The 14,056-nt window shown below is 68.3% G+C and carries 11 protein-coding genes; 7 read left to right on the forward strand and 4 right to left on the reverse strand.

From position 1 onward, the window contains the following. Window positions 1–20: 20 nt before the first annotated feature. On the reverse strand, window positions 21–5,879 hold the full coding sequence (gene mobF / locus KXD98_RS26955) for a MobF family relaxase (RefSeq protein ID WP_260758456.1): 5,859 nt from the start codon (window positions 5,877–5,879) through the stop codon (window positions 21–23). A gap of 237 nt (window positions 5,880–6,116) precedes the next feature. On the opposite strand from mobF, the gene KXD98_RS26960 reads away from it, so the two are divergent. Together KXD98_RS26960 and KXD98_RS26965 are read left to right on the forward strand one after the other, a co-directional pair. After that, a complete protein-coding gene (locus KXD98_RS26960; protein WP_051226815.1) occupies window positions 6,117–6,686 on the forward strand; it encodes a hypothetical protein in 570 nt (189 codons plus the stop codon). An 11-nt stretch (window positions 6,687–6,697) separates the two neighbouring features. Then, entirely contained in the window at window positions 6,698–7,246 is a 549-nt protein-coding gene (locus tag KXD98_RS26965) for a hypothetical protein (protein WP_081660076.1), read from the forward strand. Window positions 7,247–7,395: 149 nt separating this feature from the next. Here KXD98_RS26965 and KXD98_RS26970 read toward each other — a convergent pair whose 3' ends face one another. The 3 genes from KXD98_RS26970 to KXD98_RS26980 form a co-directional block, all read right to left on the reverse strand. After that, a complete protein-coding gene (locus tag KXD98_RS26970; RefSeq protein ID WP_024447880.1) occupies window positions 7,396–7,668 on the reverse strand; it encodes a hypothetical protein in 273 nt (90 codons plus the stop codon). A gap of 29 nt (window positions 7,669–7,697) precedes the next feature. Continuing rightward, entirely contained in the window at window positions 7,698–8,483 is a 786-nt protein-coding gene (locus tag KXD98_RS26975; RefSeq protein ID WP_024447879.1) for a hypothetical protein, read from the reverse strand. An 86-nt stretch (window positions 8,484–8,569) separates the two neighbouring features. Beyond that, on the reverse strand, window positions 8,570–9,358 hold the full coding sequence (locus tag KXD98_RS26980; protein ID WP_260765520.1) for a hypothetical protein: 789 nt from the start codon (window positions 9,356–9,358) through the stop codon (window positions 8,570–8,572). Here KXD98_RS26980 and KXD98_RS26985 point away from each other — a divergent pair. The 5 genes from KXD98_RS26985 (at window position 9,315) to KXD98_RS27005 (ending at window position 14,045) form a co-directional block, all read left to right on the forward strand. Further along, entirely contained in the window at window positions 9,315–9,776 is a 462-nt protein-coding gene (locus KXD98_RS26985) for a hypothetical protein (RefSeq protein ID WP_024447877.1), read from the forward strand. The genes KXD98_RS26980 and KXD98_RS26985 overlap by 44 nt on opposite strands. Before the next feature lie 8 nt (window positions 9,777–9,784). Further along, complete coding sequence (locus KXD98_RS26990) at window positions 9,785–10,735, forward strand: acetaldehyde dehydrogenase (acetylating) (protein WP_024447876.1); 951 nt, start codon at window positions 9,785–9,787, stop codon at window positions 10,733–10,735. A gap of 41 nt (window positions 10,736–10,776) precedes the next feature. Then, on the forward strand, window positions 10,777–11,736 hold the full coding sequence (gene dmpG / locus KXD98_RS26995) for a 4-hydroxy-2-oxovalerate aldolase (protein ID WP_051226818.1): 960 nt from the start codon (window positions 10,777–10,779) through the stop codon (window positions 11,734–11,736). Between the two features lie 110 nt (window positions 11,737–11,846). Further along, a complete protein-coding gene (locus KXD98_RS27000) occupies window positions 11,847–13,385 on the forward strand; it encodes an APC family permease (protein ID WP_024447875.1) in 1,539 nt (512 codons plus the stop codon). Between the two features lie 93 nt (window positions 13,386–13,478). Further along, window positions 13,479–14,045, forward strand: coding sequence for a TetR/AcrR family transcriptional regulator (locus KXD98_RS27005; protein WP_024447874.1), 567 nt, complete (start codon window positions 13,479–13,481; stop codon window positions 14,043–14,045). The last annotated feature ends 11 nt before the right edge of the window (window positions 14,046–14,056 follow it).

A 14,056-nucleotide genomic window follows, 5' to 3' on the forward strand; every position in this document is an offset into this window, starting at 1 on the left:
GAGCTGCGTGTTCACAGGTCCTACCCACCTCGGCTGAATCCCTCGTCTCGGTGAGCAGCGTTCCACATGCGGGTGTGGAGATCATGGGCGGTGGTGTTGCGCTGCTGGGCTTTTCGGTGTCGTTGCAGGGCGGCGGTGATGGCGGGGGTGTGCTGGTCGGGGTTCAGTCCGGCGGCTTGGGTGAGGGCTGCGTTGCTGTCGGGGCTGGCGTCGTAGTGGTTGACGCGGCCGGTGGCGGCGGTGAGCACTGGTGACCAGCGCAGTTCGGTGTGCAGCAATTTCAGTAGTGGGGCTGCCGGTGGTGGTGGCCAGGTGGCGGTGTTGGTGTCGAGCAGGATGATCCGGGCGTGGGCGGTGGCGGCGGTTTCGGTGAGTTCGGCGATGGTTTCGGGGGACAGGTGTTCGGCGCGGTCGATCACGACGATGGTGCCGGGTGCGCTGTCGTTCAGCTCCAGGTTGGCGGCGTCGATGACAGTGGTGGCGATCGGTGACAGGTCGGGATTGTCACAGATGGTGGCGGGCGCGGCCCAGATCAACGGGCGTCCGGCGTCGTGGGCGGCGCGGTCGAGATGTCTCATCATGGGCAGCAGGGTGGTGCGGTCGGAGGCGTGCGCGGCGGTCAGCACGAACGGGGCATCGGTGAGCCGACGTAGGCGGTCGGTGTCGATGTCGGGGTGCTCGCTGATCGGCAGTCGTTCTTGGAAGGCGTGTTGGCCGGCAGCGTCGAGTACCCGCAGTTCGGTGTCGATGCGGGGCAACAGCTCGGTGATGTGTTCGGCGGTGCTGCGCTGTGCGCGGGCGAATGCCTGCGCGGCGGCAAGCTCGGCGCGGTGGAGCTGGTCGCGCAGCGCCGCGCGGTCGGCGCGGTGGCGAGCCAGCAGTGTGTCATCGTCGGCGCGGCATCGACGCAGCAGTGCGTCGGCGTCGGCGTGGGTAACGATGTGCTCGCTGCCTCCGGCTGCCGCGGCGCGAGCGGCGGTGGCTTCAGTGAATGCGGGATGGAACTGCTCGGCGGGGCTGGTCGGGGGCAACTGGTAGCTGGTCAAGAAGTTCAGATTCTGAGTGGCCGAGGCGATATCGAGCGGGTCGGCGTCGGGGTCAGCACGCACCGTGTCGAGTTCGGTGCGGGCGTGGTTGATGAGTTCGAGGGCTTCGGCGTAGGTGGCTTCGGCCTGATGCCATTGGTCGAGCACGGCTTCGACGCGGGCCAGGAAGGGCCGGTCGGCGTCGGCCGCGGCACGCATGCGCCGCAGTTCGTCGGTGGCGGCCAGGACGTGGGGGCCGCCACCGGCAGTCACGTGGGCGGCCAAGGTGCGGACCTGGGCGTCGGCGGCGGCGTAGCGGGCGCGCAGCGCGTGGACGTCGGCGCGGTGGGCGGCCAGCGCGGCGGCGGGGCTGGGCCGAACGGTGCTCAGGCTGTCGAAGTCGATCCCCGTATCGGGGTTGAAGTAGTCGTCGGCGTGCTCGGGTGGGGGAAGTTGCTCGTCGGGGGCGGTGGGCTCGGTGAGGTCGTAGTCGTCTAGTCCGAGTGCGGCGGCAAGGTTGTTGGGGTCGGCCAACACGTCGTCGTGGGCGTGCTGTCGCCTCGGTGGTGTGTCCTCGATGTCGGGGTGCAGATGGGTGAGTTCTTCGTGTTCTTCCGGTGTCAGAGGCTCGTGCTCGGGCAGCGGAATGTCATGGTCGTAGGGGTCGGCGGTGGTGAACACCTCGATCGAGTAGGTGAGCAGGCGGGCGTACTCGTCGGGCCGTAAATGATGCGTCAGGTGGGCGTCGGCGTCATAGAGGTGTTCGGCGGCAACGTGCAGCAGATCGCGCGGTGTCCACTGGTCGGGGTCGGCGTTGCCGATCGCGGACACCAGTGCGGGGAAGGCGGGATCGGCGGCGATGGTTTCTGCCAGTTCGGTGCCGAACACGGTGTGCAGATCGGGTAGCCAGTCCGGGCGCAGCCCACCGTTGGCGGTCTCCAGCGCCGCTGGTGTGAGGGTGCCGCACAGTCGCCACCACAGTGCGGCGGCGGGCAATTCGTCGGGCAGCGGACGCTCAGCGGCGACGGTGCGCACGAGTTGGGTGATGTTGACTCCGGTGCGTGCGGCCGCGGCCAGGTGATGCGCCAGTTGGGGCCAGTAGGGGTCGTGGCGGATGTGGGGGTTGATGGAGTCGATGAGGGTGTCGTAGCGGTTGGTGGTGGCATCAGCGCCGATGAGTTCGGCTGCGCGGTGTTCGAGTCCGCGTTGGGCGGCGCGGGTGCGGGCGGGGTATTGCTCGGCGCCGGCGATGCGGGTGTCGTTGTCCTCGACGGCGGTCGCGGCGCGATAGACGGCCAGATCGGCAGCCAATTCGAGGTCTGTGCCGACCAGCGGTCGTGCCCAACGCGGCGCGGTCGCCGCGCTCCACTGGCGTGCGGTGGCGGCGAGTTCGGCGGCCAGGTCGGTGACGCGCTGCGCACGGGCGGACAGGTAGGCGTTCCACTGCGGGTCGGCGGCCAGGCGCTCGGGAATGGCAGGAAGCCAGGGCAGCGGACCGGCACCACCGGAGTGCGCGCCGGTCGGGTCCAGGCGCCAGTCGATGACCGCGGCCGGGTCGGCGGCGTTGTCGAATCCGCCGGCGGCGACCACTTTTTCGAGCCGTTTGAGGGGGTGGATACCGGCGGCCGCGATCAATGCGAGGTGTTGGCGTAGCACCGGCCAGGCGGTAGCGGTGGTCAGCCCGGGAACGAGTTTTTCGGCGTGGGAATCCAGCTCGGCGTGCTGGGCGGGGCTCAGGCGTGATTCGGCGGCGGTGCCGACGGCGTGGGCGTACATCTGGGTGGCTGCGGCCAGTCGGGCAGCCGGGTCGGCGGCGGCCCGCGCCGCGCTGGTGGCCGAGACTTGGGCGGCGTCGCGCCCCAGGGCACGGGTCAAGACGTCCACGGCGGTGTCGGGGTGGGTGGCTTTCGGGGACAGCACCCGGTGCGGGTCGTGCTCGGCGGTGGAGAAGTAGATGTGGTTGCCGTGCACCCCTCGGGTGAGTGCGGTGTAGACCTGCTGGCGGGTGAGTTGATCGGAGCCCACGGTGTGGCAGCGGTAGCGGGCGGTCGCGCCCTGGGTGGCGTCGATGGTGCGGGCGTAGCCCAACGTGACGTGGGAGCGGACGTAGGAGGCGGGCAGCCGCAGGTGAGCGTTCGACTCCAAGTGCGTGACGGTGATCGAGCCGTCCGGGTCGACCTCGGTGACTTCCCAGCGGTAGCCGTTGCGCACGAAATCCGTGGCGCCGAGGGCCAGGGTGCGATCGTTGTGTTTGGTGAACACGAGGTCCCCGACGCTGGCGCGGGCCCCGGCCATCAACACCGCTTCGATGCCGGGGGCGCGGCCACCGAGTTCGGTCAGCCGGTGCAGCCGGGCTCGGTCGTTGAGTTCAGAAACCAGCTCGTGGGTCGGCGCCAACAGCAGCGAGTGCTTGTCCTCAGCGATGTCGGCTTGCCATGCTTGGAACGCCATATCGGAGGCGGCGGCTTGGGTGCCGACATGCACGCGCTGGGCATCGAGATAGAACGCGATCCCTGACGGGTCGCCGTCGCGCAGCGCGAGACCGGCTTGGGCTTCGGAGGCTGAGGCGAACCGCATCACCTGGGACAAGGTGATCGCGCCATGTAGGTGGGCCAGGTCGCGCAGCACACCGCCGGCGCTGATCGAGGACAACTGTTTGTCATCTCCGACCAGGCGCACGCTGGCGCCGCGCGCCAGCGCGACTGCGATCATCGACGCCAGCGCCAACGTGCCGGCCTTGCCGGCTTCGTCGACGATGATCAAGGTGTTCTCATCGATCGCGTCGTACCACTGACGGGCTGGGTCGCCGGGGGAGATGTCGGGATTGTCGGTGAGCCAGTTGAACTTATCGAGGGTGTCACCGACTTCGACGTCGATCTCTTCACGCAACAATTGCGCGGCACTGGCGCTGGGGGACAACCCGATGACGGTGCCCCCGGCACCTTCCCAGGACCGGGCGAGTGCGGCCATGGCGGTGGTTTTTCCCGATCCTGCCGGGGCCAAGGCGAGCATGACGCGCTGCCCGCGGCACGCCATTTCGCGGACGAGTTGGGCTTGGCCGGCGTTGAGTTCGCGTCGGTGCGCGGCCTGGGCCAGTAGTTCGATTTCGACATCGGCGGCGGGCACGGTGCGGCCGTCGCGCAGTGTCGCGGCGGCCAGGATTTGCCGCTCAGCGGCCAGGATTTCGGGGCTGGTGTAGGTCTGCGATCCGGCTTGGCGATACACGCTGGACCCGTCGCGGCGGCGCAACACCGCGGGCTCACCGAGGTCGGTATCGGGACTGGATGCGTGCCGGACGCTGAGCGGTTCGCTCAGGGCGGCGTCAGTGATGAGTTCGGCGATGCCGTCGATTCCGGCGTGCCCGGTGACGCGGACCACCCGCAATGCTTCGGCCAGTACATGGGTGCGGTTCCAGGTGGCCCGCGCCGCGGAGACGGTGGCGATCACCTGGGCGGCGCGAGCGTTGATCCACCCTGCGGTGACCTCGGCCGGTGTCGTGGTGCGCCCGGCCAGTGAGCGGGCGATCATCGCGTTGACCGCTTCGTCGCTGCCCAGCAGGCCGACGGCTTGGGTGCGCCACTCTGCGCGTTGCTCGGCCAGCGAGCGGGGTTCGTGTTTGGCGTCGCGTGTGGCCAGGGTGGCTTGTTGGAACATCGCGATCGACTCCGGGGTGGTCGGCTCGCGGCCGTGGGCGGCCTGAAACTTCTTGGCCAGCACCGCATACTCGGCGTCGATGGCGGCCCGGCGCGAGGACCATAGCTCGTTGAGTTCGCGGCTGACGCCGACGACTTCGCGGACCTCGCGTTTGCCTTCGCGGGCATCGCCGCGGGCGGCGAACCGCATCCCCAACACTTGGCCCAGGTAGGCCTCCAGGCGTGAGTTGTACAACTCCGATGCCGCGACCGTGGAGGCATACAGCGGGCGGCCATCGAGGGCGTACCAGCGCGCGATGCCGTCGGTGCCGCGGGCGCGGACCTTGTTGGATATCGCGACGTGGGTGTGCAGACCGGGGTCCGAGGCGCGGGTATCGCGGTGCAGAAACTCGGCGGTGATGAACCCTTCGGTGTCGACTTGGGCGACGCCTTGGGCGCCGATGCGGGTGTAGGCGGCCTGATCTTGCAGGAAGTCCAGGGCGTCTTGGACGGCCTTGCTGTGGCATTCCTCGATCTGTTTGGCGATCGGCTCGGGGCACAGCGCGTACAGCGCGGACACACTTTTGACCGGGGTGAAGGTCATGTCATAGCCAGCGACCGAGGTGGTTTGGTCGCGGGTGCCGCGGGCGATGAACCCGGTCAGTTCACGCTCGTCCAAGGGTGCACGGCGGTGCTGTTCTTCGAACATTTCGGTGGCGATGTCGGTGCGCATCTGCGCCCGTACCGACTCGTCAATGGCGGCGTTCCAGTGCGCACCGACCGACAGGTTGTGGTCGCGATACGCCTCAGCGAGGCGCTGCTGTAACTCGGTTTCGCCGGCGTTGACCCGGAACGGGCGACCGAGGGTGGTCGCGGTCAGCGCCGAGTTCTTGCGTGCCCCTTGGGCAATGAGTTGCTTGGTCAACGCCGAAGCGTTCGGGTGAACTCCCAGCCCGAACAGGGCCTTCATCTGGTCTTCGGTGACCTCGGAGCCCTCGGTCACCGACCACAGCCGGTCCCCGGCGTCGGTGCGTGTCCAGTTGTCTGACCCGGCCGACAGTCCGGCCAGTCCGCGTCCGCCCCAGCGGCCCGGTGTCTCGCCCTTGGAGGAGTAGTAGTCGCCCAACGATTCCGGGCCGTGCGTGCGGTCGTGGGCAGCCACCTGCCGCACCAGGTACAAGTACCCGGAGCCAGCGGTGAGCTTGTGGATGCCCGCATTCACCTGCCCAGCGCACCGATTTCTCACGACGAATCCAAGGCTGCTTTCCGCCGCCCCCGAACGGGCCGTGACCAAACCGTGACCTAAGTGCAAGAGGTGTGTGGGACAAACGTGGGCTGGCAGATGGAGGTGCTGGTGGGAAGGGGTGTGGGGCGGAAGGTGGGCTGTAGTGAGACGTGATGGGGTAAGGGGGAGTTGGAGGCGTGATTACGTCAGCAGGGCTGGTTAGAGTCCGCAACCATGGGCAAAGCAACGACGAAATCAGGGAATCTGCAACGGGCTTTGGAGGCGCGGCGTCGCGCGAATGCTGAGAGGGAGGCGCGGGAGCGCGCGATCGTGCAATCGCTCAAGGAGTTCCTCGACGAGCTGGACAAGCTGGAGCACGCCGAGCAGTCCGCAGCTAAAGATGAGGCGGCGGCGCGGACCAGGGCCGAGGAACAGATCGCCCGGATCGAAAGTGAGTTGAACGAACGGCTGGAGCGGATCCGGCAGAGCGCGCAGGAGAAGGCGACGACGATTCGGCGGACGGCCGGCGCGGCAGCACAGGTGATGCGCACCAACGGCGAAACAATCGCCAGCATCGCCGCACAGAGTGGTCAGACGCAGACGCAGGTGCGAGAACTGTTGCGCCTGGCCGACACTGAGCAGCACGACGCCGGCGAACAGACACCGCAGGACGCGCACGCCGAGAATTCGGCGACGGTCCCCAATGGGGGCGCCGATACCCCGGCGTCGCTCAGCGAAGCGGCGCAGATGAGTGAGGGGGTCGCGGCGGTGGATGATCCGGCGACCGAGGCGCTGAGCGCCTGACGGGCAGTCGCGTGAGTACCCCCAGTCGGCGGCGACAGGGCCGCGACTTGGTGGTCGACCCGATACGTCATGGCAGTGAGATCGCACGGTTCTTCGCACACGTGGTGCGTGGTCCGGGGCGACAGGACTGCTGGCTATGGACGGGCGCCATCGGATCAGATGGGTACGGGCGCTTCGCATTGCGGCGTGGCGGCTGGCGGCACGTGATGATGGTGCGGCCGCCGCGCTATGCGCTGGCGGTCGCACGGGCGGGGCAACCGCTACAGGGGGATGTGCGGGCACTGCACGAATGCGACGTCACCCTGTGTGTGCGAGTGGTGGGCGCCGAGGAGATCGCGGCCGGGGTGCGTGCGCACGTGACCGCGGGCACCCAGCAGGAGAACATGGAACAGATGGCGGCGCGGGGCCGCGGCGGTGGCCGGCCGCGCGTGATCGCGCGGGGCGCGGGTCTGCGGGCCCGACGCGAGCGTGCGCTGGCGCTGCGGGAGGCGGTGCGGTCAGGGTGGGACTCGGCCGCAGTGGAGGCGGCCATGCTCGGAGGTCAGCCACGGTTGTGGTGACCGGGAACGGGTTTCAAGCATTCGACGGGTGCAGGGTCAGACTCTGCACCCGTCGGCGTTTGCATGGTGAGAGTCACCGGCAGGGGGTCATCGGAGTTGTGCGAGTGACAGCGGTTCGCGGCGCGGAGGCGACGGTGGTGGATCGGCAATTATCGGATGCGCCACTCGTTGATGTGGTCCACCACCGTGACAGTCGCGCCGTGGTCATACCACTGGTGAGTGCCGTCGGTGAAGCTCAAATCTGTCGAGTACGTGGCATCCGGGACTGGCATACTCCAGCGGCGCCGGACGACCCGCCCGTCGGCGAGTACGTCGCCTTTGGCGACGAATGCTGCCAGCTTGACACTGCTCGTGTCGTTCTCTCGGGTGTGCCGTGCGGGTTCATCGGCCGCGTTGGCGGCGGTCGCAGGCGGGATGGTCATGGGAGGGTTCCTTCCGATTCGGTGGTGGTTCAGGCGGCGTCGAACAGGCTCATCTGTCCGGAGGGCGTGATGTCCAGGACGCGTTCGCGCCAGGCCAGGGCGTAGGGCAGGCAGTTGTTGCACGCGGCGTGCGTGTGCCCGGGAAGCGGCTCGCTCATTCGCGCTGCCCAACTCCACGCCATTGAGTCGGCGCTGAGGACTCTGTGGCCGTAGCGCTTGAGGCCCGAAAGCTTCAAGCCGTACGCGTGGAGTGGGATGTCGGGGTCGTGGCGCTGGATGGTGGACAGGATCACGTCGATCTCGGCGCTGGCCTGGCGGCGGCACATCGTGCCGACGCCGACGAGGAAGCAGTCGGACAGGTCGACGCCGGCGGCGTAGTACATGTCGACGCAGCGGCGATAATCGTCAGGCGTCCAGCCCTGCAGAACCGGGACGTAGGGCACATCCCAGTCGGGGCCGGGCCAGAGGTCCTGCAATTCTTGGAAGTTGTCGATGGTGCGGCGCTGGTGTTCACGCACGCTCAGTCCGGTGCGGGCGATCTGTTCGGGCTCGCACATCCAGTCGCCGGGCGAGGCCCATTGGAGGTTGCCGATCTCCTGGTCGTAGCGCCAGACCGCGGCGTTGTAGTCGCGGGCGGTGGTGCGCCATTGCCCGTACATCGATAGTTCGGTGAATCCGCCGGAGTCCAGCGCCCATCCGGTGAGCGCACGCGGGAAGCTCTTGCGGGGTGCCAGGCGGCGGTGGGAGATGAACAGCGGGACGTTGGCTTGGCCGAGCCAGCGCACCTCGCTGGTTCCGAGATAGAAGTACTTCATGGCGGCGGTCCTTCGTTTCTGCGGTGGCTGGGCTGTGGGGTCGGCGCCCGGTGGGGGGTGGGGGGAGCACCCCACCGGGTGGCTTCTCAGGCGGTGGGTTGGAGCGTTTCGCCGGTGACGGTTTCGACGACCAGACCCACCAGGTCACGGGCGGCTGGCGGCGTGACGGCGTTCCCTGCCAGCCGCACCTGCTCGCGCCTGGTGCCGACCATCCGGTAGCCGGTCGGGAAGTCCATCGCGGCGGTGATCTCGCGGGGCTCCAGCATCCGGAAGTAGACATCGTTGATGTCGATGGTCGGTGGCGGCGTGGGGACGGGGCCGCGGTTGAGCAGTCCGTGGCGTTCGAGGGTGGTGACCGTCGGCAGCGGCTGGTCGACGGTGCTGTTGCCGCCGGAGCCGTAGAAGCTCGTAATGAGTGGTCGGGGGGCGTCGGCGTAGACGAGGCCGTGGTGGTTGCCCGAGGCGGTGACGGTGGCCAGCGGCTCGGCCACGGAGCGGGCATCGCTGGATCCGCCGCGCAGCTCGGCGACGAAGGCGGGGAAGGCGATTCCGTCGTTCTCGCGGGTGGTGCGGGTCGGGATCGGCTCGCTGGTCGGGACGGCTTCGGTGCGCCAGGTGCCGCCGGTCGGGACCAGCAGGCCGGTCTCGTTGCGGGTGGTCATGGTGCGGGCCGGTTGATCGACCGGGACGGCGGTCTTGCCATCGCGTCCCTCGACGGGGACCAGCATCGGGGTCCAGAACCGTTCGATTCCGGCGGCGATGCGGGCCATCGTCTTGTCGGCCAGCGGGCGCGTGCGGTCTCCGATGCGGGTGCCCGTCAGCGACCAGTCGATGATCTCGGCGGCCGGCCACATTCCCGCTGACGCGAAATTCAAGATCTCCGTCTACGCCGGCCACGCCAATCCCGCCTCGATCAAGATCCTGCAGGAACTCGGCGCCGACAGCGTGAACCCGGTGGGCGACCTGAGCCGGCCCATGCTGGGCGCCATCCGCCGCAATGTCGATGTGCCTCTTGACGTCTGGGCCGAGACCTTCGAGTCGTTCGGTGGGATGAACCGGCTCTGGGAGGCCGGCGACATCGCCCGCGTCGCCGGCCCGGTCTACTTCAAGATCGAGCCAGGTGAGTCCGAGGCCGTGATGTACAACGGCTGGGTCCGGCCGGAGTTCCACGAGGAACTCATCCGCCACAAGGTGCGGCACGCAGCCATCCTCAACGAGTTGGTGGCCACCAGCACCCCCGACGTGGCCGTCTCGCCTCGGCCCCGGCTGGCCGCTGCGGCGCTGACGAACTGACGTCACGGATGCACACCACGCGAAGGCGCCCCGCTGCCGCGGTCATCGGCTCCGGGAACATCGGCACCGACCTGATGTACAAGCTGCGACGGTCGGAGGTGCTCGACATCGCGGCCATGGTCGGAATCGACCCGCGCAGTGACGGTTTGGCCCGCGCAGCGGGCCTGGACGTGGCGACCACCGCTGACGGGGTGGAAGGGCTGCTGGCGATGAGCGTCTTCGATGACGTCGACGTCGTGTTCGACGCCACCAGCGCCTACGCCCACCGCCACAACGACGCCCGGCTGGAACCCACCGGCCGGCTCGTCGTGGACCTGACCCCCGCGGCCATCGGCCCGTACGTGGTGCCCGCGGTCAACCTGTCCGGGTTGGCCGGTCAGCGCAATCTGAACATGGTGACCTGCGGCGGCCAGGCGACGGTGCCGATCGTCGCCGCGCTGTCGCGGGTCACCCGGGTGCACTACGCCGAGATCGTCGCGTCCATCTCGTCGCGGTCGGCAGGCCCCGGCACCCGGGCCAACATCGACGAGTTCACCCAGACCACCGCGCGCGCACTGCAAACGGTGGGCGGCGCCGCGCGCGGCAAGGCGATCATCGTACTGAACCCGGCCGAGCCGCCGATGATCATGCGCGACACCGTGGCCGCACTGGTGTCGAGTGTGGACCACGCGGCGATCAGCGCGGCGGTCACCGCCATGGTGCGCGATGTCGCCCACTACGTCCCCGGTTACCGGCTGCGTCAGGACGTCCAGTTCTCCACCGTCACGGCAACCGATCCGCGCAGAAGACTTGTCCCCGAGTCGGATCGGACAGCTGACCTCACCCACGTGACGGTGTTCCTGGAGGTGGAGGGGGCCGGCGACTACCTGCCGCCTTACGCCGGCAACCTCGACATCATGACGGCGGCTGCGGTCCGGGTGGCCGAGCACGCAGTCTCCGGTGCGGGGGTGACGTTGTGAAGGACGGCCTCTACATCCAGGACGTGACCCTGCGCGACGGGATGCACGCGATCGGGCACTCGTTCACCCTCGACGATGTGCGCCGGATCGCCCGGGCGCTCGACCAGGCCGGCGTCACCGCCATCGAAGTGGCCCACGGTGACGGTCTGGCCGGCGGCAGCCTGACCTACGGAGCCGGCGCCCACAGCGACGCCGAGTGGATCAGCGCCGCGGCGGAGGTCATCGACAACGCCCGGCTGACCACCCTGCTGCTCCCCGGCATCGGCACCGTCGACGACCTGCGCGCCGCGGTGGATCTCGGCGTCACGTCGGTGCGGATCGCCACCCACTGCACCGAGGCCGACATCGCCCGCCAGCACATCGGCACCGCAGTCGACCTGGGCCTCGACGTGGCCGGCTTTCTGATGATGGCGCATCTGACGGATCCGGAAACGCTGGCGGCCCAGGCGAAGATCATGGAAGACGCCGGGGCGCGCTGTGTGTATGTCACCGACTCCGGCGGCCGGCTCACCATGGCCGGTGTGCGCGACCGGGTTCAGGCCTACCGCGCCGCACTCGACCCGAGCACCACCATCGGGGTGCACGCGCACCACAACCTGGCTCTGGGCGTGGCCAATTCGATCACCGCCGTCGAGCAGGGTGCCCATCGGGTCGATGCGTCCCTGACCGGGCTGGGCGCCGGGGCGGGCAACTGCCCGTTGGAGGCGTTCATCGCGGTGGCCGAACTCAACGGCTGGCTGCACGGGTGCGATCTGTTCGCCCTGATGGACGCGGCCGACGACCTGGTGCGCCCGCTGCACCAGCGCCCGGTGCGGGTGGATCGCGAGACCCTCACGCTGGGCTATGCCGGGGTGTATTCGAGCTTCCTGCTGCACGCCGAACGGGTTGCCGTCGACATCGGTGTCGACACCCGGGACCTGCTGGTCGAGGCCGGCCGCCGCGCGATGGTGGGCGGCCAGGAAGACCTGCTCACCGATCTCGCGCTGGACATGAGGAGGTGAAGAGTCGCTTTCTCCACCGTGCTCAGCGATCGGTCGCCGGGCACCTGGAAACGGATCCAACGCGGATCCGCCCCCCTACGATCGTCCCAAGCCACGAGAGATGAAACACCATGGAGAACGTCACCGCACCTGTGCCTTCCCGACGGCCGACCACGACGGCGCCCGTCACTCCCGCCGAACCCGGCGGGCGCCGTAACCACGGCCTGAAAGAGAACACCCTGGGTGTTCCGAGCATCTTCTTCTACATCATCGCCGCCGCATCCCCGCTGACCGTGGTGGTGGCGCTGTTCCCCATCATCATCGGCGCCGGCAACGGCGTCGGCATGCCCGGTGCCTTCGTCATCGCCGCGGTAGTGCTAATGATCTTCGCCGTCGGTTACGTGGCGATGAGCCGCCATGTCACCAATGCCGGGGCCTTCTACGCGTACGTCACGCTGGGGCTCGGCCGCGTTGCCGGCCTCGGATCGGCGTCGCTGGCCATCTTCGCCTACAACGCGATCCAGGCGGGCCTCTACGGCGGATTCGGGTACTACGCAGCCGAACTGCTCAATCCGGCCCTGGGCATCAGCCTGCCGTGGTGGGTGTACGCCTTTGTCGGGCTGCTGCTGTGTCTGGGCCTGGGCGTGCAGGGCGTGCATTCCGGCGCCCGCGTACTCGGGGTGTTCATGACCCTCGAAGTCCTCATGATCACCGTCCTGAGCGTCTTCAGCCTGTTCGGCGATGCGGTTCCGGTCTCGGAGTTCAGTTTCGAGCCCTTCAACCCGAGTGTGGTGCTGGCCGGCGCCCTCGGAGTGGCGCTGATGTTCGCCCACGCGTCCTTCATCGGTTTCGAGGGTTCGGCCATCTACGGTGAGGAAGCCCGCGACCCGGCGCGGACCATCCCCCGGGCCACCTACCTGTCCATCGCGTTCATGGGCGTGCTCTACGCCGTGTCGGGCTGGCTGATCATGAACGCCCTCGGCCTGAACGACGTGGTGGCCATCGCCACCGAGACCGGCGGCAACTTCATCTTCGTGGCCAGCGACACCATCATCGGCCACAACATCTCGCTGCTGTTCCAGATCCTGATCGTCACAGCCACTTTCGCGGCGATCGTCACCTTCCACAACAACGTCTCGCGGTACCTGTTCTCGCTGGGGCGCCAACACCTGGTGTGGAAGCCGCTGGGGTGGACCCTGCCGCGCCGGCAGACGCCCTGGGTGGCCTCCATCGTCCAGAGCCTGATGGTCGGGGTGGTCATCGTGGCGTTCGCCATCGCAGGCCAGGACCCGTTCGCCACCCTTTTCACCTGGGCCACCGGCATCGGCACCATCGGCGTGATCGCCTCGCAACTGGTGGCCGGGATCGCGATCTTCGTGTTCTTCCGCAAGTCGAACGTGGACAAGCGGCCGTGGAACACCGTGATCGCCCCGCTGCTGGCGATCGTCGGGCTCACCGGCTTCTTCATCCTGACCCTCAACAGCCTCGACGTGCTGCTCGGTGTGCAGGGCGCCACCGCGGTGCTGATGGTGTCGCTGGTGTTCCTGGCCTTGCTCGGCGGGGTCGCCTACGGCCTCTACCTGCGCTTCTTCGCGCCGGATCGTTACGAGCTGGTGGGCAAGGCGCTCAACGAGCGCGACCTGGAAGACCCCGCTCCAGAAGCCGTCTGAGGCAGGTTCCGCCGAAATCGAGCGCGCCGGGGCGTCGATAGGTACGTTTGTCCTTATCGATACGTACAGACGTTCCTAAAGGAGGGTCCGACCATGGCCACGGCTCCCCGGCGCGCTCGCCGTCACGACCCCGACAGAAAGGAGCGCATCGTGGAATCGGCGCTGGCGGTCCTGGCCCGCGACGGAGTAGCGGGCATCACCCACCGCGCCATCGGCGAAGCTGCCGACGTCCCACTCGGTTCCATCACCTACCACTTCAAGACACTCGACGACATCGTGCAGCTCGCCTTCCGGACGCACGTCGACAAGTTGGCCACCCGCTTCGAAAACCGGCTGGCAGCCTGCGATTCGAAGTCAGACCTGATCGAGTGCGTAGCCCTGGCCATCACCGACGATCTGGCCGCCAACCCCAACGAGCTCGCCGTCACCTTCGAACTGTACGGCGACGCGGTGCGCCGAGCCGACACCAAGCGCATCACGCAGGAGTGGATGGAGCGGGCCGAGGACGCCCTGGCCCACCACTTCGATCGTGCCACCGCTCGCCTGATCGACGTCGTGGTCGAGGGCCTGATGGTGCACATGTCCATTGCCCAACAACCGATTTCGAAGGACGCGGTACGCGCCCTGCTGATCACGGCCGCCAATCCCGGCCCGAACTGAACTGGAGCCAT

Origin of the sequence: Mycobacterium sp. SMC-4, assembly GCF_025263265.1 — a bacterium.
Classification (GTDB): Bacteria; Actinomycetota; Actinomycetes; order Mycobacteriales; family Mycobacteriaceae; genus Mycobacterium.

What these genes read in the sequence shown, in the direction of transcription:
- KXD98_RS26960 (WP_051226815.1), top strand. Translation starts at nt 6,117, where the DNA reads ATGGGCAAAGCAACGACGAAATCAGGGAATCTGCAACGGGCTTTGGAG.
- KXD98_RS26970 (WP_024447880.1), bottom strand. Translation starts at nt 7,668, where the DNA reads ATGACCATCCCGCCTGCGACCGCCGCCAACGCGGCCGATGAACCCGCA.
- KXD98_RS26975 (WP_024447879.1), bottom strand. Translation starts at nt 8,483, where the DNA reads ATGAAGTACTTCTATCTCGGAACCAGCGAGGTGCGCTGGCTCGGCCAA.
- KXD98_RS26985 (WP_024447877.1), top strand. Translation starts at nt 9,315, where the DNA reads ATGATCTCGGCGGCCGGCCACATTCCCGCTGACGCGAAATTCAAGATC.
- KXD98_RS26990 (WP_024447876.1), top strand. Translation starts at nt 9,785, where the DNA reads ATGCACACCACGCGAAGGCGCCCCGCTGCCGCGGTCATCGGCTCCGGG.
- dmpG (WP_051226818.1), top strand. Translation starts at nt 10,777, where the DNA reads ATGCACGCGATCGGGCACTCGTTCACCCTCGACGATGTGCGCCGGATC.
- KXD98_RS27000 (WP_024447875.1), top strand. Translation starts at nt 11,847, where the DNA reads ATGGAGAACGTCACCGCACCTGTGCCTTCCCGACGGCCGACCACGACG.
- KXD98_RS27005 (WP_024447874.1), top strand. Translation starts at nt 13,479, where the DNA reads ATGGCCACGGCTCCCCGGCGCGCTCGCCGTCACGACCCCGACAGAAAG.